This is a genomic window from Rhodococcus sp. NPDC079359 (assembly GCF_040702585.1).
Taxonomy (GTDB): domain Bacteria; phylum Actinomycetota; class Actinomycetes; order Mycobacteriales; family Mycobacteriaceae; genus Rhodococcoides.
Map to the genome: position 1 here is coordinate 1 of NZ_JBFBLH010000014.1, position 21,651 is coordinate 21,651.

Consider the following 21,651-nt stretch of genomic DNA (forward strand, 5'->3'; position numbering starts at 1 on the left):
GGCGCGTCGGCGCGATTGTTGCTCGGTAGATACGACAGGAGGTCGCGGACGTAGTCGAGGGCGTCCTGTTCTCCGGAGGCGACGTAGTGCGCGACACCGGACTTTTCCATGTGGGTGTGCGCGCCACCGAGTTCTTCCATGGTGACGTTCTCGCCGGTGACGGTTTTGATGACGTCGGGTCCGGTGACGAACATCTGGGAGGTGCCGTCGACCATGACCACGAAGTCGGTCAGTGCCGGGGAGTAGACGTGCCCGCCGGCGGCGGGTCCCATGATCAGCGAGATCTGCGGGATGACCCCGGAGGCGCGGACGTTGCGGTGGAAGATCTCGCCGTACAACCCGAGGGAGACGACACCTTCCTGGATGCGGGCTCCGGCGCCTTCGTTGATCCCGACCAGGGGGCGTCCGGTTTTGACGGCCAGGTCCATGACCTTGACGATCTTCTCGCCGTAGATTTCGCCCAGTGAGCCGCCGAAGACGGTTGCGTCCTGGGAGAACACGCACACATCGCGGCCGTCGACGGTGCCGTAGCCGGTGACGACACCGTCACCGAAGGGCCGGTTGTCCCCGAGCCCGAAGTTCTGCGACCGGTGCCGGGCGAGGGCGTCGAGTTCGACGAACGAGCCCTCGTCGAGCAACGCGGTGATCCGCTCGCGGGCGGTGAGCTTGCCTTTGGCGTGGACCTTGTCCACCGCTGCCTCACCGGACGGAATCTCCGCAACCGCGAGACGTTTACGAAGATCGGCCAATTTACCCGCAGTGGTATGGATATCGGGTTCGGTCGTGGTCATGAAGGAGTCCCCTACGGTTGCTGTTCGGGCGTGTCGAATGGGTTCTGATGTCAGCTGGTTGCGAGCGATCGGGCGATCACCAGACGCTGAATCTGGTTGGTGCCCTCGAAGATCTGGGTGATCTTGGCGTCGCGCATGTATCGCTCGACGCGGAAGTCGCGGGTGTAGCCGTAGCCGCCGAAGACCTGCACCGCGTCGGTGGTCACCTTCATGGCCGCATCGGTGGCGATCAGCTTTGCCACGGAAGCGTTGCGCGAGTAAGGAAGTCCGGCGTCACGCCGACGGGCGGCGTCGAGGTAGGTGGCGCGGGCGGAGTCCACTGCGGCCGCCATGTCCGCCAATACGAAACCGAGGCCCTGGTGGTCGATGATCTTCTTGCCGAACGCCGTACGCTCCTGGGCGTACTTCACCGCGTCGTCGAGTGCCGCCTGGGCGATTCCCACTGCTACAGCGGCGATTCCGAGCCGTCCGGCGTCGAGCGCGCTGAAGGCGATCTGCAGCCCCTGCCCCTCCGCACCGATTCGCCATTCGGTAGGGACGTGGACGTTGTCGTAGTGCGCCGAGGTCGTCGGGACGGCGTGCAGCCCCATCTTCTCCTCGGGCCGACCGAAGCTCAGGCCGTCTGTTCCGTCCGGAACGAGGAAGCACGAGATTCCCTTGGATCCTTCGCCTGTTCGGGCGAACAGGTTGTAGAAGTCGGCCACTCCACCGTGCGTGATCCACGCCTTCGAACCGTTCACCGTGTAGCCTCCCTCGGTCGGGGTGGCCTTGCAACTGAGTGCGGCAGCGTCCGAACCGGCCTGCGCCTCGGACAACGAGTAGGCACCGATCTGAGCCCCTCCGAGCATGTCGGGAAGCTTGTCGGCTTTCTGTTGGTCGGTACCGAAGGCCATCACGGGATAGCAGGCCAGACCGTGCACGCTCACTGCAACGGCCACTGCCGCCCAGCGCGACGCCAGTTCTTCGAGAACCTGGAGGTAGACCTCGTACGGTTGGCCACCACCGCCCCATTCCTCCGCGTACGGCAGGCTCAGCAGTCCTGCCTCACCCAGGGTGGCGAACACATGGTCCGGGTACGCCTCACGCCGCTCGTGATCGTCGACGATCGGGTCGAGCACCTTGTCTGCCACGTCGCGGGTCAGCGCGATGAGGTCGCGCGCTTCGGCAGTGGGCAACAGACGATCGACGGGCACGTGAAAAACCTCCGGGAAGTTCCGATCAGTACTGCCGGATGATCCGCAGTACTGATGCACAGTACTGCACAAGGCGATGCAGTACCATCCCTGATGTGAACGCACCCGTGACCTCGCATGCCACGGCACGCCGTTCCGAGCTCTTCGACCAGCTCGTGAGCCTGTTTCTGGCAGAGGGCTTCGCCCACCTGACGCTCGACACCATCGCGGCCCGCCTCCGATGCTCCAAGTCCACGCTGTACACACTGGCGTCGAGCAAGGATCAACTCGTCGGCGGCGCCACAGTGCACTACTTCAAGTCCATGACCACCCAGGTCGAGAACGCGGTCGCCGAGGTGGACGGCACCCGCAATCGCATCACCACGTATCTCACCGCCGTCGGCGCAGCCCTGGAATCGGCGTCCGAGCAGTTCATGACCGATCTGGCATCTCTCGAATCCGCTCGTTCGGTGTACGAGCGCAATACCGCGATCGCCGCTCGGCGTGTTCAGGAGTTGATCAGCGAGGGCGTCGCCAGCGGTGAAGTACGAGACGTGCACGCCGCATTCGTCGGCGATGTCGCCTCCTCGGTCATGGTGCGCATCCAGACGCGTGAGGTGTTTCGCCTGACGGGATTGAGCGACGGCGACGCCTATCTGGAATTGGCGAAGCTCTTGACCGCCGGAATCGGTGCCTAGCCGGGGCCGGGAATGAATTCACCTCGACACACGCTGCAGTACTGTGAACTTAGTTGATCCTTCAACGAAAGAGCGCGTGATGAAGAAGATCGGATTCTTGTCCTTCGGACATTGGTCGGCATCCCCACAGTCGCAGACACGGTCTGCGTCGGACGTGCTGCTGCAGTCCATCGACCTCGCGGTCGCAGCCGAAGAACTCGGTGCCGACGGCGCGTACTACCGCGTCCATCACTTCGCCAACCAACTCGCGTCGCCGTTCCCCCTGCTCGCTGCCGTGGGTGCCAAGACGAGCACCATCGAGATCGGCACCGGCGTCATCGACATGCGCTACGAGAACCCGTTCTACATGGCCGAGGACTCGGGCTCTGCCGACCTCATCTCCGGCGGACGGCTGCAACTCGGCATCAGTCGAGGATCGCCCGAGCAGGTCATCGAGGGGTACCGCTACTTCGGCTACACACCCGCCGAGGGCTCCGATCATGCCGATATGGCGCGTGAGCACACCCGCATCTACCTCGACCTCCTGGAAGGCAAGGGCTTCGCGCAGCCCAATCCACGACCGATGTTTCCGAACCCACCCGGACTGCTGCGCCTCGAACCGCACTCCCCCGGATTGCGTCAGCGCATCTGGTGGGGTGCCGGTACTCGCGAGACCGCCGAGTGGACCGCGCGCCAGGGTATGAACCTGATGAGCTCGACACTGCTGAGCGAAGACACCGGTGTGCCGTTCCATCAACTGCAGGCCGAGCAGATCGAACGATTCCACAAGACGTGGAGCGATGCAGGCCACGATTTCGCACCACGAACGTCCGTGAGCCGCAGCATCTTTCCGATCGTCAGCGATCTCGATCGGGCCTACTTCGGCCGAGAGGGCACCGGCGACGACCAAGTCGGCTACCTCGACGGCGGCAAAGCACGGTTCGGCAAGACCTACGCGGGCGAGCCCGACCGGCTGATCGAGGAACTGGCCACCGACGAAGCGATCGCTGCCGCAGACACTCTGCTGCTCACCGTCCCCAACCAACTGGGCGTCGACTACTGCGCTCACATGCTCGAGACACTGCTGCGCGACGTCGCTCCCGCCCTTGGGTGGCGTTGATCACCTGCTGAGCAGCGGCGTTTGGCTTCGGTGAACGTGGGTACTGGCAGCAGGTTCACCCACCCCACCTGCCAGGAGTTCCCATGCTCAAACGCGACGTATCCGCGCGCCTCGATGTAGACATCACCGCAGCCACCACGCTCGAATTCCAGATCGCAGTCGCACCGCACCCAGGTACGACGGTCACCGAGTCACTGTCCTTCGTCCTCGACGGCAACCCCATCGAGGCCAAGGAAGTGAGCGGACCGCACGGCAACCGGATCCACGTCATGCCCGCCGACGTCGGCAATCTGCAGGTCTCGTACGACGCCACCATTCTGGGCAACACCACCCCGGCTCCGGTCACCGACTACGACATGTCGCTCTATCTCCGGCCGAGCCGGTACGCCGAGGCCGACAAGTTCTACGGGTTCGCCGCAACCGAATTCGGCGACTACGCGGACTCCGAGGAACTGCTGGCGAAGATCTCCGCATGGGTGGGCGCACGTCTGAATTACGTTCCGGGAAGCAGCGATCCGATCGACGGAGCCGTCGACACATTGCTCGCCGGACAGGGTGTCTGCCGGGACTACTCGCACCTCGTGGTCGCCATGCTGCGTGCGGTCAACGTTCCGGCTCGGCTGGTGGCGGTGTACGCACCCGGCTGCGATCCGATGGACTTTCACGCCGTCGCCGAGGCGTTCGTGGGCGGCCAGTGGCGTGTTGTCGATGCCACCTGCCTCGCCCCTCGCTCGACGCTGGTGCGAATCTCGGTCGGTCGCGATGCTGCCGACACCGCATTCCTGGACAACCACAAGGGTGCGATCACCCTGAACAGTTCGGTCGTGACCGCTGTGGTCGACGGCGAGCTGCCTCAGGACGACATCACCGAGCTGGTCTCTCTCACCTGATGCTCCGAGCGAACACTGCAGTGATATGAGCTACATCACAGCGGCGTTTGCTTTCAGGGGCGGAAACCGACTAAGTATCCGTTACCAACAATCACAGCCACCTGAAAGGGCAACACCATGAGCTTCATCGACAAGGCCAAGAACGCTGCAGAAGACGCCATCGGCAAGGCCAAGGAGGTTGTGGGCGACGCAACCGACAACAAGGACCTCGAGGCCGAGGGCAAGAAGGACCAGGGTTCGGCAGGCGTGAAGAAGGTCGGCGAGAACATCAAGGACACCTTCAAGTAACCACCCCCCATCGCATCGAGTGCCGCCGATCTCGATGATCGGCGGCACTCGCCTTTCACTCCCACCTTTCCTCACACCAGAGAACGGATGCCCCTCATGACCACATCGACAGACACGACCAAGGCCCCCAAGCGTCGCGGCGGATTCGCCTCGAAGTTCGCCCTCCTGATCACGCTCGTCCTGGTCGCAGCGCTGGTGATCTTCGTGCTGCAGAACACCGTGCACACCACGATCAACTTCCTGGGTTGGAACTTCGACCTCGGTCAGGGTGTCTCCCTGCTCGGCGCAGCCGTCGTCGGTGCCGTCATCACGCTGACCGCGACCGCAGCGCTCAAGGTTCGACGCGCAGTCCGCTGACCGACTTCGACCCGAGAAGGAATGCCCGATGCTTCCCCTGCTTGCCCGTAAATACCTGTACCGCTACCTGATCGTCGCGATCGGACTACCCATCCTCGCCCGACTGCTGGCCTTCGCCGGTCAGAGCCTCGAAAAGCGAACAGGGAACGACAACTTCGTGTCCAGGGGCCTGAAATCGGCCGGCAGATTCGCGCAGAAGCGAGCCGACAAGTCCCAGGGCAAGCAGGACCGCAAGTCCCGCAGCGTCGGTCGCTAGAGCCGGTCGCCGGTTTCTCGGCCGAGGTCCTTCAGCACTTCTCGGAGCACCACCCGATCGTCGAATTCGACGATGTCTCGACCGTAGGCCTGCTCGGTGTCACAGCCGCGGCCCGCGACCACGACCACATCGTCGGGTTCGGCCATCTGCACTGCGAGCGCGAGCGCAGTACGACGGTCCGGCTCGACGACCACCGACGCCGACCGTGCAGCTCGCGCACCTTCCGCCACCGCAGCTCGGATGGTGTCGGCATCCTCGGACAGCGGACTTTCGTCGCTGACGATCACCACGTCGGCAAGTTCGGCTGCGGTAGCTCCCAGCGGGAAGCGTTTGCCCGGATCGCGTTCACCCGTTGCCCCGACGACCACGATCACCCGACCGGTCACCAAAGTCCGTACGAACGGCAACAATCGGCGTTGTCCCGCGGTGTTGTGCATGTAGTCCACCAATGCCAGAAACGGCTGCCCGGCATCGACCTTCTCGAGCCGTCCGGGAACGGATCGAACGCTCTCCAATCCTGCGGCGACCACCGCGAGATCCTTGCCTGCGGCCAGTGCTGTGGCAAGCGCAGCAAGCGCGTTACCGGCCTGGTGCGGACCGAGCAGGGGCAGTCGAACGTCGATCGAACCCGTAGGTGTTCGGACAGTCATCGTTGTATCGACGCCGGTGCATTCGATGTGCTCTCCGAACACCTCCGCACGGATGTCGAGTACCGACCACCTCCAGCACGGAACGTCCACGAGCTGGGCCAACCTTCTTCCGTACACGTCGTCGATACCCACCGCCGCGGCTGCTGTTCGGTGGGCTGCGAACAACTCCGCTTTGGCGGCGAAGTATCTGTCCATGCTGCCGTGATAGTCGAGGTGGTCGGGACCGAGATTGGTGAACCCGACCGCAGAGAAGCGCATACCGTCGATGCGGTGTTCGGACACTGCATGAGAGGACACCTCCAGCGCGACAGCCGTTGCGCCCTCGTCTCGAAAGCGGCCGAGCGTGCGCTGGACCGTCGCAGCCTCGGGTGTCGTTCGCGCAGTGGGTGACCATGTCGTCGGCCCGGCCAGTCCGATGCCGGTCATCGTGCCGACCGTCTCGCCCGAGGCTTCGAGCCCCGCAGCGAGCAGCAGTGCAGTGCTGGTCTTTCCATTGGTTCCGGTCACCCCGTAGACGTCCATGGCGTCCGCGGGGAAATCGTGGATCAGTGCGCAGACCGCGCCTGCGCTTCGGCGCGGGTCGTCGACGACGACGGTCGGCAGCACGGTCGACGGCCTGTCGGACAGGACGGCCACCGCTCCGCGCTCGTACGCCTCGAGTTCGTGGTTCAACCCGTGGCCGTGAGAGCCCGGAAACGCCAAGTACAGGTCTCCGGGGCGGACCGTCCGGGAATCGTCACTCGCCCCGGTCACGCGCACGGATTCGATGGGTACAGGTGATCCGATCGTGCGAGCGATATCAGCGAGCGCCGTACCGAGACCTCGGCCCGGCGACTTCCAGGATCCGTCGGCCGCGGGCTCGGTCAATGACCCGCCGGGTCGGTGAGGGATTTGCCTTCCTTGGCCTTGACACGCTTGCGCTCGAGGAGGACCAGAGCAATCCCGGCAGCGAGTAGCACCGGCGCGGCAACGGCCCCGATCCACACCCACCCGGTGAATCCGTAACCTGCCGCGGTGAGAGTGAGACCGAGACTCACCAATGCCACTCCGATACAGATGTACCCGGGCCAGTTGCGTGTGTCGACGATTGCCTCACCCGCGTGCCCGCGCGTCGTCCGATCGTCGTCGGTTGCCCCGGCGTCGGATTCGCTCGTGTTCTGGTCTGCCATGTGGATCCTCTCCGGATACGGACCGTTCGTCCCATTCGAGACAAGCGGTTCGTATCGGCTGCCCGCTAGTCACCGGCGGTAAACCTGAGGTCGGATCGGACGATCAGTCGTGCCAACTCACTGCCGCGAACGGAGCGTGGCTGGCGAGTCGGCCGACGATGCCGGCGTGCGCGAAATCCTTGGCCGTCGCGACGGCGTCGAGCACGTCTGCGCCCTTCGCGAGCTCCGCGGTGATGGCTGCGGCGAACACGCAGCCGGCACCCGACACGCGCTCTTCGCCCACCTTGGGGGCGCGCAGCACGGTCAGTTCGGACCCGTCGTAGACGACGTCGACGGCCTCGTCGCCGGGCAGACCTGTGCCACCCTTGACCACCACGAAACGAGGCCCGAGATCGGCGATTCTCTTGGCGGCCTCACCCAGATCGTCGACGGTGTCGATGGCGTCCATTCCGGACAAGGTCTGCGCCTCGAACAGGTTGGGGGTGATCACGGTGGCCAACGGAAGGATCTCGCGCCGCAGGGCATTGTCGGTGTCGAGTGCGGCACCCGGCTCCTGGCCCTTGCAGATCAGGACCGGATCGACGACCACGTGCCGCCACGGCTGCAGGCGCAGCGACGCCGCTACCGTGTCCACGGTGACGGGGGTGCCGAGCATGCCGATCTTGACGACATCGAGATCGTGTGCGGCAGTGGCCACTTCGATCTGATCGGCGATGACCGTGCTGTCGATGGGCACGAATCGGTGCCCCCAGCCCGCCTTCGGATCGAACGAGACGATGCACGTGATCGTGCCGACTCCGTAGACCCCGAGCCGCTCGAATGTCTTGAGATCTGCTTGCAGACCGGCTCCGCCGGTGGCTTCCGAACCAGCGATGACATAGGCGATTGTCGACATGGCCTCAGTATGACAATCGCAGATCGGCACCGACGCGAGTGGTCGCCACGGGATTGGGTCCGGAGGTTTCGGGGCATACGTCGAAGTCGGTGCGTCTCCTCGAGCAACCGACGACACCGCGCAGTACATCGACTTCGAGCCCAGGAGTAGCGGAGCACGATCGGAGATCGTGCAATCACGCACAACGACGAGAGTTTCGGAGGCCGAATCGTGCCCACCAGCAGAAATACGTCAGCCACCTGCGAGGACGTCTGGAACGTCCTGGCGAACGGATGGAGCTATGCGACCTGGGTCGTCGGCGCGTCCCGCATCCGCGCTGTCGACGGCAACTGGCCCGCAGTCGGCAGCTCCATTCATCACTCGGTGGGTGCGTGGCCTGCGGTACTCAGTGACGTCACGCGGTCGGTGGGACTCCATGCCGGTCGAGAACTTGTGCTCGAAGCCCGTGCACTGCCGTTCGGAAAGGCCTCGATAACAGTGCGACTGCATCCTCTCGCCTCGGGCTGCCGCATCGAAATCATCGAGCACGCAATCACGGCACCCTTCGATCTGGTCCCCGACCGGGTCCAACATCTTCTGGCGCATCCACGCAACGCCGAGGCGCTGCGCAGGCTTGCACTCCTGGCCGAGCGGTCCACTGCACCGTGACCAAGACCCCACTGCGACAAGCAGTTTCGGGAAAAATGCTGTTCGTGTTCATTCTCGGCGATGTGCTCGGTGCCGGAATCTATGCTCTCGTCGGTGAGATCGCGGGTGAGGTCGGCGGAGCGATCTGGCTCCCCATGCTCGTCGCGCTGCTGATGGCGCTGCTGACCGCGGCGTCGTACGCAGAGTTGGTCACCAAATATCCGAGGGCGGGCGGCGCGGCGGTCTTCGCGCAACAGGCGTACGGCAAACCGATGGTGTCGTTCCTCGTCGGATTCTCGATGCTCGCCGCGGGTGTCACCAGTGCGGCCGGGCTGGCACTCGCCTTTTCGGGTGACTATCTGGGCGTGTTCCTCGACGTGCCTGCTGTACCCGCTGCAGTGGTCTTCCTGCTGTTGATCGGGTTGCTCAACGCGCGCGGCATCACCGAGTCTCTCCGCGCCAATCTCGTGATGACGGTGGTCGAGGTGTCCGGGCTGGTCGTCGTCATCGCCCTTGCCGGACTGGTGTTGAGCCGCGGCGACGGTGTGCCCTCTCGCGTCCTCGAATTCACCGACGAGACGACACCGACCTTGGCGGTTCTCGGCGCGGCTCTGCTGGCCTTCTATTCGTTCGTGGGTTTCGAGACCTCCGCGAACATCGCCGAGGAAGTCGAGGACGTGCGCCGGGTCTACCCACGAGCCCTCCTCGGTGCCGTCACCGTGGCCGGTGTGGTGTACGTGCTCGTCGGGCTTGCTGTCTCGACGGTCGTACCTGCCGACACACTGTCGCAGTCCACCGGTCCACTGCTCGAGGTCGTCGCTGCAGCGGATGCCGGCATTCCGCCGTCGGTTTTCGGTCTGATCGCACTTGTCGCTGTCGCCAACGGCGCGTTGCTGACGATGATCATGGCATCGCGGCTGACGTTCGGGATGGCGCGCGACGGTCTGCTCCCCGGAGTGCTCGCCGAGGTTCTGCCGGGTCGCAAGACACCGTGGACTGCCATCGTCGCCACCACAGCTGTCGCGATGGTCCTGGCCACCACCGGTTCTGTTGCGGCACTGGCCGAAACCGTGGTGCTCCTGCTGCTGTTCGTCTTCGTCAGCACCAACGTCGCCGTGCTCGTACTACGCCGAGATCGGGCAGAGACCGACCATTTCCGAACGCCCACAGCACTTCCCGTCCTGGCGCTGATCACCTGTGCCGTACTGCTGACCCAGCAGTCGGGAGCAACGTGGCTCCGTGCCGGACTGCTTCTTGCGGTAGGCGTAGCGCTGTACTTCGTCGGTACCGTGCTGACCGGCAGGACGAAGACCGAGCAGAGGAGTACATCCCGATGACCACGACCGAAGTAGACGCGATCGTGATCGGCAGTGGCCACAACGGCTTGGTCGCGGCGGCAGCGATGGCAGACGCCGGCTGGGACGTCGTGGTCCTCGAGGCCGCCGAACATCCCGGCGGCGCTGTGCGCAGCGCCGAGCTCGTTCCCGGTTTCACCAGCGACCTCTTCAGCGCGTTCTACCCACTGGCGCTCGCCTCGCCTGCCATGAAGGCACTCGAGTTGGAAAGCCACGGGCTGCAGTGGTCGCACTCCCCCGCGGTGTACGGCCATGCGCGGTCACCGCAGGACACCGACGCTCCGGTCGTGCACCACGATGTCGAGACCACCGCCGCGCGGCTGTCGGAACACGACGCGCGGGACGGCCGCACCTGGTTGCGACTCTTCGAGCAGTGGGAGCGCATTCGCGAGCCCTTCATGAACTCGCTGTTCGGACCGTTTCCACCCGTCGTCCCCGCGGCTCGCCTCGTCCACGCCTTGGGCGTACCCGAGACGCTGCGCTTCGCACGATTCGCCGCCCTCCCCGCCCGCGTGATGGCTCACGAACTCTTCCACAGCGAGGCCGCTCGCTGCCTCCTGCTGGGAAACGCCATGCACGGTGACGTCCCGACCGACGCCCCCGTGAGCGGGATGATGGGCTGGCTGCTCACGATGCTGGCCCAGGACGTCGGGTTTCCGACCCCCGTGGGCGGATCCTCTGCGCTGACGTCGGCGTTGATTCGGCGTGGCGCCGCATCGGGTGCGGTGCTGGAGTGCGGTCAGGCGGTCGAGCACATCGAGGTGCGCGGCGGTCGAGCTCGGGCGGTGCACACCGCCGCCGGAGACACGTTTCGGGCGCGCCGAGCGATCGTGGCCGACGTGTCCGCACCGGCGCTCTACGGTTCACTGCTTCCGTACGACGCCGTGCCGCGCCGTGTGCACGACGACCTGCGCACCTTCGAGTGGGACACCCCTGTGGTCAAGGTCAACTACGCGCTCGATCGTAGAATCCCTTGGAATTCACCGTCTCTGGCCGATGCCGGCACCGTTCATCTCGGTGCGGACGACAACGGTCTCGTGCATTGGGCAGCCGATCTCACGACCGGAGTCCTTCCCGCGAGTCCGTTCATGCTGTTCGGTCAGATGACCACTGCCGATCGGAGCAGATCACCGGAGGGCACCGAAAGCGCTTGGGCCTACACGCATCTGCCGAGAGGCGTCGTCGACGACGCGGCCGCCGACACCGTGGCGGATCGGGTGGACGAAGTCCTCGACGCCCACGCACCGGGGTTTCTCGATTCGGTCGTCGGGCGGGTCGTACAGCGACCGAGCGATCTGTACGGTGCCGACGCGAATCTGCACGGTGGTGCGGTGAACGGCGGAACCGCACAGCTGCAGCAGCAGTTGATATTTCGACCGACACCGGGTCTGGGTCGGGCGGAGACGCCAGTGGAGGGCCTGTTCTTGGGTTCGGCATCGGCGCACCCCGGTGGCGGAGTGCACGGAGCCGCCGGGCTCAATGCCGCCCGGGCAGCGCTCGGCCAGCGAGGTGTCACCGGCTGGGTGAAGAAGAAAGTCACCGGTTCACTCATCGACATGTTGACCCGGTGACGCCGTTATCGAAGCGAGATCTTTCGTTACCGGTTCGAGACCTCGGACGAGGTCTACCGAAATCGGACACTGACATTGTTGAAAGCACAACAACTCAGCGTCGTGCACCGTACGGGAAGACCGACCGGTCCGAGCGCTTCGGGGAAGAGGTAAAGACATGTTGACCAGCACCGCAACCATGGAACGCTCCCTTCGCGACGACGAAGGCGTGTTCCGACTCGAGACCGTCGTGCGACCGGACCGCCGCAACACGCTGCGCGCGTTCGGCGAACTGGACATGTCCACCCGGGCCGAGTTCGTGCACAGCCTCGACCGCCTGGCATCGGCGTCCGTGCAGGTGACGGTCGACTTGTCGGAGGTCTCGTTCATGTACTCCGGCGTCGCCAACGCGATCATCGATTTCACCTTTGTACATCCGGGCAAGATCGCCGTATTCGCGCCTGCACGCTCGGTCCGCATGGTCCTGGAAGTACTGGGCGCAGGTGACCTGTTCGTCGACACGTTTCGGTCGTGAATCCGACTCGACAACAGGTAACGTCCAAGTTATGTCAGAGGAGCCGACCGGAGGACCGTTCGAGATCGTGGCAGCCGAGCACGACTCGGCCACCGTACTCACCGTTCGAGGCGAGCTGGATCTCGACACCATCCCAGAACTGTCCGCCACCGCGTTTCCCGCGGCCGACAGTGCAGCAGGAGGTCTCGTTGTCGATCTGACCGACGTCAGCTTCCTGTCGTCGAGCGCGATCACTGTGCTGGTGCGAGTGTGCGATCGGCTACCCGATGCCTCACGCATGGCTCTGGTAGCGGTCGACGGAGTCGTGGTTCGTCCGGTGCAGCTCAGCGGAATCGATCGAGTGATGGCGACCTTCACGACCGTGCCCGACGCGGTTGCCCACGTTCGGTCGGCTGTTCTCGACGCGGAGGTCGACCGATGACCGGCCGATACCGAGTCGGGCGACGACGATGACCGAGAGCAGTCCCGGACCCACTCCCCAGCGCTGGAGTCACACCGCTGTGGCCGAGCCCGCCGTGGCGACAGTCATTCGGCGCCGGTTGCACCACTGGACTCTCGAACTCGGCGTGAGCAACGATCTGGTCGACGACATCGTTCTCGGGGTCTACGAGGCACTCGCGAACGTTGTCGAGCATGCCTACCACTCCGTGCCCGAGCCCGGAACGATGACCGTCACCGCTGCCTACGAACACCGAACTCTGACAGTGACGATTTCCGACACCGGAACGTGGCGGCCACCGACACCGACGACCAACCGCAGCCATGGCTTGCAACTCGCTGCCGCGGTGTCCGACGACCTCCTCGTCGACCACCGGCCGGGGTTCGGGACCATCGTGACCGCGATATGGACCGATCCGGTCTCTGCAAGCCGCTCGAGTTCTGCCACCCGCTCGTCATGAACGAAGGGAGTGCCCATGTCTGCCACCGCTGCTGAATTGCTCGACACGGCACCGTGCGGTGTGTTCTCTGTCGACGTCGCCACCGCACGGATCCTCTACGCCAATGCCGCCGCCGCCAGGATCACCGCACGCAGTCGTGATGCTCTCGTGGGGACATCGGTCACCGACCTGTTCACGATCGAGTTCGAGCCCGTACTGACGGCGCTGATCGACGTTGCGTCGAGTTCACGGGCCGACTCTCCGATCGGGGCCTCCGCGAAGTTGACCGTCGCACCCGATAGAAACGACGCCATCGCCGTGTCGATACTCGCCAACAGTCTTCGCACGCCCGAGGGTGCCGTGACGGTGACGATGACGCTGCACAACGAGACCGAACGCCATGTGCGCGAGAAGGACCTGGTCGACGCGCGCAACAATGCGGAGGCCGCCCAGGACTACGCCGAGGCCGCGCAGGACAACGCCGAAGCCGCACTGGACAGATCACAGGACGCACTGGGTGCCTCCGAGGAAGCACGCAAGCAGGCCGAGGCGGAGAAGACACAGGTGCAGATCCTGGCGTCGACGTTGCAACGCACCCTGCTCCCCCCGATCCTGTCCGCTCCGACGGGCATGAACGTCGCGGCCCACTATCACCCCGCATCCATCGACGAGGTCGGTGGCGATTTCTACGACGTGTTTCCCCTCGACAAGCAGACGTGGGGATTCTTCCTCGGTGACGTGAGCGGTAAGGGTGCCGGAGCCGCCGCCGTGACCTCACTGACCCGCTACACCCTGCGCGCCGCAGCAGTGTTCGACCGCAACCCGATCTCGGTGCTCGAAAACCTCAATACCGTTCTGCACCACGAGTTCCACGGCGACGACCCACGTTTCTGCACAGTGGTTTTCGGCACCATCACTCCGGGAGCGGACGGCGCGGTGGTGGACCTCGCCAGCGGCGGACATCCCCCGGCACTGCGCATCACTCACGACGCCGTCGTGGACTTCGTCGACACCACCGGTGGCCAGTTGGTCGGAGCATTGGCCGAGCCGCACTTCGCGTCGGCATCGGTGACCCTACGACCCGGCGACGTCATGACCTTCTACACCGACGGATTGACCGAGGCGATCGTCGGACCGGGCCGCACACGCTTCGACGACGACGGTGGACTCGAATCCTTCGCTGCCAGAAGGGGTCCGACGACTGCACCGAAGATCGTCGACGATCTCACGTCACTCTTGGCCTCCTTCGGGGACGGCCTGCAGGACGACGTCGCACTGCTCGCCTTCGAGGTACCCCGAGTCGACGCCGACTCGTAGCTGTCCGGGCCGGCCCGCGGGTTCACTCAACGTGCGCGTATTCCAGACAGGAACACCCGCATGACGTAGTCGGAGACTTCTTCCGGGCCTTCCTCCGACCGTGAGACGGATCTGATCACCACGTTGTTGGCGAGTATCGTCGCAAGTTCGCTCGCCGACGCCTCGGTACCGAAGTCGCCTCCACGCTGACCACGTTCGAGGATCGGGGTGAGCGCCGAGGGCAGCGGGAGTTGCTCCCGAATGGTGGTGACCGTGCTCGGCTCGTGAAACTGCTCGAAGCTCAGGGCGAGCAGCATCCCCGAGCTCATCGAGCGGTTGCGCGCCACGAACTCCGCAAGCCGATTGACCGAACGCTTCAGAGCAGCAATGGGTTCCACCTCCAGTCGGGCGTCCGCGCGACCCAGTCGAAGGACGCGCTCGAACTCGGGCGTCAGCGCGGCAACGATGATGTCGACCTTGCTCGGAAACAGGCGCTTGAGATCGGCAACGGTGAGCGAGGAGGCAGTTGCGATGTCGGCGAGGGTGACCGAGAAATATCCGTGTGCCGCGAACAACGTCTCGGTCGCCGCGATGACGTCGGATTCGATGTCGGCCCTCGAATGATCGAGACCCTCGAGAGAAGCAGGCGCATCCGCCGGTCCCGCGGTGCGCTCACGACGATCCGAGTGAACCGGGTCCACGGCCCACTCCAGCAGCGATTCGAGAGCCTCGGACGCTCGAGATGTGGGTACCGTTCCCGGGCTGAGGGTTTCACGGAAAGCGAGCCCGTCGAGCAGGGCGACGAGGACCGTGGACAGACCGGTCACCGTCAGCGGCGTTCTCACCGAACCCCCGAGCGCACGGAGCTTGCGTCGGACGGCATCCTCGACGGCGGCATCCATGTCATCGAATTCGGGTGCCAGCGACGATCGTGCCCCGGCGTGGTCGGAGGCGATCATCGCGCCGATCATTCTCCTGCGCAGCAGACCGGAGGTCAGTTGCTCGAAGTAGGACGCGAGATCCGACGAGGGATGCTCTGCGTCGTCGGGCTTCGTGTACTGCAGGGTCACGTGCGCGAGCAGGTCCTCGACGAACGCTTCCTTGCCACCATGCTCGCCGGCACGGGAGGACCCGGGGTATGCGTTGTGAAAAGTCTGATGCGACAACCCGGCTTCTTCCACGACCGAGGCAATCGACAACGATCTGGCCAGCACCGACATGTCGAGGTCGGTCAGCAATCGTGAGCCCGCCCGGAGCAGTTGTTCTCGGGGTGTGGATTTCGGACTCAACGACAACCGCCTACGGTATTCGATCCGGTGGACACCGAACTATAGCAATGGCCCTGTGAACCCCTGACTTTATTCGTAAATAAAGCCACGTCGATAATAATCTCCAACACCGTGTTCGGGCTCGAACCCGTTGGTGTTGTTTCATATTTTCCGGCGTGGTCGGATGTCCGAAACATCCAAGTCGGACATCGGGGGTCGGACGCAATGCCAGTGACGAGTACAGGTCTGTCGACCACAACGATTCAGGCTGCGTCCGGTATCGCGATCCACCCGGCGCAGCGATTCGCGCCGCGCCGCAGTGCATCGACCGTGCGGGCCAGGACCGCCGTGAATTCCGGTACCGAGACTCCCAAGTCACAGCAGCACGTGGCGAAGTTCGCCGATCCCGGACTCACCGCGCGTGAAATCGCAGTTCTGGGTGCGTGGTTGCGCTGCGACTCCAAACAAGAAGTGTGTGCGGTTCTGCACATCGCGCTCGGCACGGTCAATACCCACCTGACCAGAATTCGCGCGAAGTATGCCACTGTCGGCCGGGCCGCACCGACCAAAGCGTCGCTCGTGGCCCGCGCACTGCAGGATGGCTTGGTCACCCTCGACGATCTCTGACCCATTGCGGTTCGCCGCGGCGCCGTCGATGCTAAATTCCCGAACGCACGATGTATTCATGCCGATGGTGGGGGCCATGACAATTCTGGGGGAATTCGCGCGGCGCTCGTTCGTGCGTGGTGCCGTGTGCACATCAATGGTGGTGTCGATGTCGGCCGTGGTACCTGCTGCAGTGTCTGCTGACCCTGTGCCAGGCCGCACCGAACGCGAGATCACGTCGTCCTCACCGGTGACCGGGGTCGACGCTACGGTGGTCGTTCTCGACGCCCCGCTTCCCGCGGGTTCTGCGCCGCACCCCCGCGCAGTGCGATCAGCTCTCCTATCTGCGATACCGAGCCGCGGACGGTCCCGAGAATTCAGCAGACGCCGACCGAGTGCTCGTGGCACAGCCCGGAGTGTTCGAGGGTGCGGGTGCCTTCGAGTCCGTCGCACGCAACACTGTCGCCGCAGCGGACGCCGAGGGCAGACACATCGAGTTCTGGGCCCTGGACCGCCGCTCGAACTGCCTCGAGGACCACACCGGAACCCAGGCGGCACTCGCCGCGAACGACCTCGACATCGCCACGGACTACTACTTCGCCGGGGGAACCGCCGACGGCCGCACGTTCGCCGGATACGCCGACGGAGCAGGCACCGCGTGGCTCGATGACCAGGGCCTGGTGCAGACCATGCGCGACCAGTACGACGTGCTGCGTCTCGAATTCCCAGACCAGAAAATCCGTAAGCAGAAGGTACTGTGCGGTGGCCATTCCCTCGGTGGGTTCCTGACCGGTTACTTCGCGAACTGGGATTTCGACGGCAACCCGGCAACCACCGACGATGCCGGATACAACCAGTGCTCCGGGTACTTCGCACTCGACACCGTGATCAAGGCCGGTCCGCCGAACCCCATCAGAAACCTCGACCTTCCGGAAGTTCCGCCGGCGCTCGCCGGACCCATCGAGGCCGCGTCGGGTGCGTTGACCGACGTGTACCCGGTGACGCGGTTGCCCGCCGTCATCAATCCGGAAACGACGAATCTGCTTGCGATAGCAGGACTTGCCGCTCGATTGGACCCGACTGGAGTCAACGACCTCGTCGATCGACTGCCGCGCAGCCTCAACTTCGATGCGACACTGCGGACCTTGCTGTCCAAGGACCCCCTCATGGCCGCGACCGGACTCCCCGACATCAGGACGCTGTACGCCACCAACGAAGCCGTCGTCGGCGCGTTGCTCGACGACAACTCTCAGCCACTCGGTTTTCTGCAGACCAGCGTCGGCTTCATCGGCAGCGGGCCCGTACAGGACAAGTACTTCCCGATGCCGAACGAGGTGATCGCGACGATTCCGTTCCTGGGTCAGGTCTTCGGCAGCGACCGCAAGGCAGCACCGACGAGCTATGGGGACCCATCCGTCGTCTACACCTGGCAGGACTACGACGAGATGACCCCGAACTCGTACACCGACCCATCGAAGGAAGTCAGCTCCATCTCGCAGATCGTGCGGAGCCTGAGCGAACCGCCCTTGGACTTCACCGAGTGGTACTTCCCGACTACCATCAACACCGATCTCGGTCAACCGACCGCGCCGTCGATCGCCGCTCACTACCTCTACCGAGACGGCGTCACCCGCAACCCGGTGCTGACGCTGCAGGGCGACGGCGGGCTCGACCTCGGTGCGTCGGACAGCCCGAGCGACGTTCCCATCGAGCTCCGCGGCTACAACCACCTCGACGTGTTGACGGCGGCTCAGAAGCAGAACGACGGCCTCCCGGAACAGGTTTCGACTCGACTGGCAGAGTTCAGCCGATGACCGACAGGCCTGCGCTGATGTTGCTGCACGGCGTCACCATGTCTGCAGCAGCGTGGGAGGACGTCGTACCGCTTCTCGCTGACCGTTTCGACCTCATCGTCCCCACTGCTGCCGGCCATCGCGGAGGTCCGCCGCTGGCCGAAGCGACGTTCACCGCCGTCACCGACACCGCGGAACGCGAACTCGACGAGCGCGGCCTCGACGCAGTGCACATCGCCGGAAACTCGATGGATGGATGGATGGCCGTCGAACTTGCTCGACGGGGTCGGGCGCGGTCGGTCTGCGCATTCTCACCGGCCGGGTTGTGGGAGAAGAACGAAAAGCCCGGTGCGAGCCGGGCCACGCTGATCCGCACCAAGAAGTTGGCCGACGCGACCCGCCATCTCGCTCCGCCGCTGATGAAGTTCGGCTTGGGCCGGCGAATTACCATGCGCGACATCGCGGTCCACGGAGAACGAATGACGGCGCAGCAAGCGGTCCGATCGTTCCAGGACCTCGTCGGGTGCGAGGCGGCGTACGAACTGCTCGACACCCGCGAGTACATGGAGCCGCTCCTCGAACTTCCGTGTCCGGTGACCGTCGCGTGGGCTGCCCACGATCGCATCTTCCCGCCGGCCGAGTTCGTTCCCGTCGCTCGGCAACGGCTGCCCGAAGCCCGGTTCGTTGCGCTGACCGGCGTCGGTCACGTTCCGATGATCGACGACCCCGACCTGTGCGCGCGCACGATCGTCGAGTCGATCGAGGACGGCACCGGCTGATCCGTACGTCAGCTTCGGTCTGCCCATGGGTCGCCACGTCGCCACAGGGTCGGCAATTCGAGGTCGATATCGTCTCTACGCGCGCAGGCGTTCAGCACATCGACGGAGGCAGACATGTCGTCGAAGGCGTACGCGAGCGCCTGCAGTGGTTCGTCCAGGGACCGAAAGAAGTTGTCCCAGTGCGTCAGTACCACGCGTCGTGCACCGACCGCCACGACCGTCTCCTGCCAGTACTGCTCGATGAACACGCGCGGTCGGCGGCCGAGTTGCCCTATCGAGAGGTAGACCACGTCGGCATGGTGGCCCTCGAGCATGCCGGACCGAAAACCGGCGCTGCTGTGCACGAGTGCGGTCCGGCCGCTCGGAACGTGTTCGACGTGCATCGACCATGCCTCACCGCACCGGTACTCACGCACCCGAGCCGGCTGGGCCAGTGGCCGCGCGATCGTTCCGTGCGCACGATCCGGATACGAGTGAACCGACTCGACGAACGTGACGGCGAAGTTGCCCTGCACCGTTGTCTCACCGTTCGCGACCACGACGATCCGGTCGTCCGGGAGCTCCGAACCCTGCCCGATGAAACCGGTCGAGGAACCGCCGACCAGAACTGCACCGGTACGCAGCGCTACCGCCGCAGAGTCGAGTGCGTGATCGTAGTGCGAGTGGGCACACAGCACCGCGTCGAGCGTGGTGATCCCTGCTCTGCGCAGGGCCGCATCGATGCGTCGCATATCCGACCGCAGAGGTCGTGCAAGGGTTTTCGGAAGCGACGGTCGCGAGAAGAAGCCGTCGGTGAGGATCGCCGATCGGCCGTCGTCGAAGAGCACGGTGCTGACACCGAGAAACGACACCGTCACCGGCGACCCGGGACTCGCCGACGCAGTGGTGGCGATCTCCGTCGGACCCGGTAGCGCGGGACGACCGATTCTCGGTACCACCGTCATGCCTGCGCGGCGAGCGCGCGTCCGGCCTGCCGGCCACCGAAGATGCACCCGCCCAGGAACGTTCCCTCCAGTGAGCGATACCCGTGTACACCGCCGCCGCCGAAGCCGGCGATCTCACCTGCCGCCCACAGGCCGTCGATTGCGTGTCCGTCGCCGTCCATGACACGGCCTTGCAGGTCGGTTTGAATGCCGCCCAACGTTTTCCGCGTGATGATGTTCAACCGCACGGCGATCAACGGACCCGACTTGGGATCGAGGATCTTGTGCAGTGAGGCGGTACGCGCGATGCGTTCTCCGCGCGAACGACGCGAGTTGTGGATCGCGGAGATCTGCAGGTCCTTGGTGAACGGGTTGTCGACCTCACGGTCGCGGGACTCGATCTGCCGCTTCAGATCGACCAGGTCGATCAGATTCTCGCCGGAGATCCTGTTCATGCCCTGGACGAGTTCCGCGAGGGAATCGGCGACGACGAAATCCTCGCCGTTCTTCTTGAATGCCTCGACCGGTTCGCTGGCACCGGGCAACACTCGGCCGAGAACGAGCTTGAGGTTCTTCCCGGTGATGTCCGGATTCTGCTCGGATCCCGAGAGTGCGAACTCCTTCTCGATGATCTTCTGCGTCAGAACGAACCAGGAGTAGTCGAATCCACTGTCCTGGATGGCTTTCAATGTGCCGAGGGTATCGAATCCGGGAAAGTTGGGAACTGGGAACCGTCGACCACGCGCGTCGAACCACATGGACGACGGGCCGGGAATGATTCTGATTCCGTGGTTCTTCCAGATCGGATTCCAGTTCTTGATGCCCTCGGTGTAGTGCCACATGCGGTCCTTGTTGACCAGGCGTCCACCGACTTTCTCGGTGATGCCGAGCATGCGGCCGTCGACGTGTTCGGGGACTCCCGAGATCAGGGACTTCGGAGCCGTTCCCAACCGTGCCGGCCAGTTCTCGCGCACCATGTCATGGTTGGCTCCGATGCCGCCCGCTGTGACGAGCACGGCTCCGGCCCGCAGCTCGAACTCGCCCACCTCGACGCGGGTACTGCCCGAACCGCGTTCCGCGGCACTGGGTTCGAGAACTGCTCCGCGGACTCCCTCGACTGTGCCGGCACTGACGATGAACTCGTCGACGCGGTGGCGAAAACCGAAGCGCACCAATCCTTTGTCGGCGGCCTCGCGCACGCGGCGCTCGAACGGCGCGACGACCCCGGGCCCGGTACCCCAGGTCAGGTGGAACCGCGGGACCGAATTCCCGTGTCCCTCGGCGAGGTAGCCACCTCGTTCGGCCCACCCGACGATGGGAACCCACCGCACACCCTGCGCGTGCAGCCAGGACCGCTTCTCCCCCGCCGCGAAGTCGAGGTACGCGCGCGCCCACTGGTGCCCCCAGTAATCCTCGCCCGCGGGATCGTCGATGCCGCGGTCGAAGGTCGCGGTTCCGAGCCAGTCCTGCCACGCAAGCTCTGCGGAATCCTTGATGCCCATGCGTCGCTGCTCCGGGGTGTCCACCATGAACAGACCGCCCAACGACCAGAACGCTTGACCGCCCAGGTTCTGCTCGGGCTCCTGGTCGAGGATCAGCACCCGCTTTCCGGCATCGGCCAGTTCGGCGGTCGCCACCAGTCCGGCCAAGCCTGCACCCACCACGATCACGTCTGCGTCCATTGCCCCACTGTGCTGTCGTCGGTGCCGGATCTCAAGGAAACTGCCTCAAATGACTATAGGATTTATCAGATACTGATAAAGAGTGGGGAGGTAG

The 21,651-nt window shown here is 64.6% G+C and carries 24 protein-coding genes; 16 read left to right on the forward strand and 8 right to left on the reverse strand.

Annotation, left to right across the window (positions count from 1 at the left end; translation table 11 throughout):
- Positions 1-791: carboxyl transferase domain-containing protein (locus tag AB0362_RS23745; RefSeq protein WP_366236165.1), on the reverse strand; the 791-nt coding region annotated here is incomplete at its 3' end.
- A 50-nt stretch (positions 792-841) separates the two neighbouring features.
- On the reverse strand, positions 842-1,984 hold the full coding sequence (locus AB0362_RS23750) for an acyl-CoA dehydrogenase family protein (protein ID WP_094668771.1): 1,143 nt from the start codon (positions 1,982-1,984) through the stop codon (positions 842-844).
- 95 nt (positions 1,985-2,079) lie between these two features.
- Here AB0362_RS23750 and AB0362_RS23755 point away from each other — a divergent pair, with 95 nt between their 5' ends.
- The 6 genes from AB0362_RS23755 (at position 2,080) to AB0362_RS23780 (ending at position 5,551) form a co-directional block, all read left to right on the forward strand.
- The gene (locus AB0362_RS23755; protein WP_230074079.1) at positions 2,080-2,661 is read left to right on the forward strand and encodes a TetR/AcrR family transcriptional regulator; all 582 of its coding nucleotides are present in this window, start codon (positions 2,080-2,082) and stop codon (positions 2,659-2,661) included.
- 79 nt (positions 2,662-2,740) lie between these two features.
- Entirely contained in the window at positions 2,741-3,760 is a 1,020-nt protein-coding gene (locus AB0362_RS23760) for an LLM class flavin-dependent oxidoreductase (protein ID WP_317808588.1), read from the forward strand.
- Positions 3,761-3,843: 83 nt separating this feature from the next.
- The gene (locus tag AB0362_RS23765) at positions 3,844-4,650 is read left to right on the forward strand and encodes a transglutaminase family protein (RefSeq protein ID WP_068283468.1); all 807 of its coding nucleotides are present in this window, start codon (positions 3,844-3,846) and stop codon (positions 4,648-4,650) included.
- Between the two features lie 117 nt (positions 4,651-4,767).
- Positions 4,768-4,938 (forward strand): CsbD family protein, encoded by a 171-nt coding sequence (locus tag AB0362_RS23770; RefSeq protein WP_008718579.1) that lies wholly within the window; start codon positions 4,768-4,770, stop codon positions 4,936-4,938.
- 96 nt (positions 4,939-5,034) lie between these two features.
- On the forward strand, positions 5,035-5,295 hold the full coding sequence (locus AB0362_RS23775; RefSeq protein ID WP_068046905.1) for a lipopolysaccharide assembly protein LapA domain-containing protein: 261 nt from the start codon (positions 5,035-5,037) through the stop codon (positions 5,293-5,295).
- A gap of 28 nt (positions 5,296-5,323) precedes the next feature.
- Positions 5,324-5,551 carry a hypothetical protein gene (locus AB0362_RS23780; protein WP_149405249.1) on the forward strand — a complete coding sequence of 76 codons (228 nt, stop codon included), beginning with the start codon at positions 5,324-5,326 and terminating at the stop codon, positions 5,549-5,551.
- Here AB0362_RS23780 and AB0362_RS23785 read toward each other — a convergent pair.
- The 3 genes from AB0362_RS23785 to thiD all read right to left on the reverse strand — a co-directional run bounded on the left by AB0362_RS23785 (position 5,548) and on the right by thiD (position 8,265).
- Positions 5,548-7,068 (reverse strand): UDP-N-acetylmuramoyl-L-alanyl-D-glutamate--2,6-diaminopimelate ligase, encoded by a 1,521-nt coding sequence (locus tag AB0362_RS23785; protein WP_317808586.1) that lies wholly within the window; start codon positions 7,066-7,068, stop codon positions 5,548-5,550. The two genes, AB0362_RS23780 and AB0362_RS23785, sit on opposite strands and share 4 nt — an antisense overlap.
- Complete coding sequence (locus AB0362_RS23790; RefSeq protein ID WP_149405248.1) at positions 7,065-7,370, reverse strand: hypothetical protein; 306 nt, start codon at positions 7,368-7,370, stop codon at positions 7,065-7,067. The genes AB0362_RS23785 and AB0362_RS23790 overlap by 4 nt, the downstream gene beginning before the upstream one ends.
- A 103-nt stretch (positions 7,371-7,473) precedes the next feature.
- Positions 7,474-8,265 (reverse strand): bifunctional hydroxymethylpyrimidine kinase/phosphomethylpyrimidine kinase, encoded by a 792-nt coding sequence (thiD, locus tag AB0362_RS23795; RefSeq protein WP_149405247.1) that lies wholly within the window; start codon positions 8,263-8,265, stop codon positions 7,474-7,476.
- A 210-nt stretch (positions 8,266-8,475) separates the two neighbouring features.
- On the opposite strand from thiD, the gene AB0362_RS23800 reads away from it, so the two are divergent.
- From AB0362_RS23800 to AB0362_RS23830, 7 genes are all read left to right on the forward strand, one after another.
- Positions 8,476-8,913 carry an SRPBCC family protein gene (locus AB0362_RS23800; protein ID WP_149405246.1) on the forward strand — a complete coding sequence of 146 codons (438 nt, stop codon included), beginning with the start codon at positions 8,476-8,478 and terminating at the stop codon, positions 8,911-8,913.
- Positions 8,910-10,229 (forward strand): APC family permease, encoded by a 1,320-nt coding sequence (locus AB0362_RS23805; RefSeq protein WP_262498270.1) that lies wholly within the window; start codon positions 8,910-8,912, stop codon positions 10,227-10,229. Before AB0362_RS23800 ends, AB0362_RS23805 begins: the two co-directional genes overlap by 4 nt.
- Positions 10,226-11,818, forward strand: coding sequence for an NAD(P)/FAD-dependent oxidoreductase (locus AB0362_RS23810; RefSeq protein ID WP_366236168.1), 1,593 nt, complete (start codon positions 10,226-10,228; stop codon positions 11,816-11,818). The genes AB0362_RS23805 and AB0362_RS23810 overlap by 4 nt, the downstream gene beginning before the upstream one ends.
- A gap of 157 nt (positions 11,819-11,975) precedes the next feature.
- Entirely contained in the window at positions 11,976-12,332 is a 357-nt protein-coding gene (locus AB0362_RS23815; protein WP_317532145.1) for an anti-sigma factor antagonist, read from the forward strand.
- 31 nt (positions 12,333-12,363) lie between these two features.
- On the forward strand, positions 12,364-12,753 hold the full coding sequence (locus AB0362_RS23820; protein ID WP_149405242.1) for an anti-sigma factor antagonist: 390 nt from the start codon (positions 12,364-12,366) through the stop codon (positions 12,751-12,753).
- A 28-nt stretch (positions 12,754-12,781) separates the two neighbouring features.
- A complete protein-coding gene (locus AB0362_RS23825; RefSeq protein WP_317808581.1) occupies positions 12,782-13,231 on the forward strand; it encodes an ATP-binding protein in 450 nt (149 codons plus the stop codon).
- Positions 13,232-13,246: 15 nt separating this feature from the next.
- On the forward strand, positions 13,247-14,527 hold the full coding sequence (locus AB0362_RS23830) for a PP2C family protein-serine/threonine phosphatase (protein WP_317808579.1): 1,281 nt from the start codon (positions 13,247-13,249) through the stop codon (positions 14,525-14,527).
- 26 nt (positions 14,528-14,553) lie between these two features.
- On the opposite strand, the gene AB0362_RS23835 is transcribed toward AB0362_RS23830, so the two are convergent.
- Entirely contained in the window at positions 14,554-15,801 is a 1,248-nt protein-coding gene (locus AB0362_RS23835; RefSeq protein WP_317808578.1) for a TetR family transcriptional regulator, read from the reverse strand.
- Between the two features lie 204 nt (positions 15,802-16,005).
- On the opposite strand from AB0362_RS23835, the gene AB0362_RS23840 reads away from it, so the two are divergent.
- From AB0362_RS23840 to AB0362_RS23850, 3 genes are all read left to right on the forward strand, one after another.
- On the forward strand, positions 16,006-16,401 hold the full coding sequence (locus AB0362_RS23840; protein WP_317808576.1) for a LuxR C-terminal-related transcriptional regulator: 396 nt from the start codon (positions 16,006-16,008) through the stop codon (positions 16,399-16,401).
- A gap of 380 nt (positions 16,402-16,781) precedes the next feature.
- The gene (locus AB0362_RS23845) at positions 16,782-18,194 is read left to right on the forward strand and encodes a hypothetical protein (protein ID WP_317808575.1); all 1,413 of its coding nucleotides are present in this window, start codon (positions 16,782-16,784) and stop codon (positions 18,192-18,194) included.
- Positions 18,191-18,952, forward strand: coding sequence for an alpha/beta hydrolase (locus AB0362_RS23850; protein ID WP_317808574.1), 762 nt, complete (start codon positions 18,191-18,193; stop codon positions 18,950-18,952). Before AB0362_RS23845 ends, AB0362_RS23850 begins: the two co-directional genes overlap by 4 nt.
- An 8-nt stretch (positions 18,953-18,960) precedes the next feature.
- Here AB0362_RS23850 and AB0362_RS23855 read toward each other — a convergent pair whose 3' ends face one another.
- Entirely contained in the window at positions 18,961-19,896 is a 936-nt protein-coding gene (locus AB0362_RS23855; protein ID WP_317808573.1) for an MBL fold metallo-hydrolase, read from the reverse strand.
- On the reverse strand, positions 19,893-21,557 hold the full coding sequence (locus AB0362_RS23860; protein WP_317808572.1) for an FAD-binding dehydrogenase: 1,665 nt from the start codon (positions 21,555-21,557) through the stop codon (positions 19,893-19,895). The genes AB0362_RS23855 and AB0362_RS23860 overlap by 4 nt, the downstream gene beginning before the upstream one ends.
- Positions 21,558-21,651 lie beyond the last annotated feature (94 nt).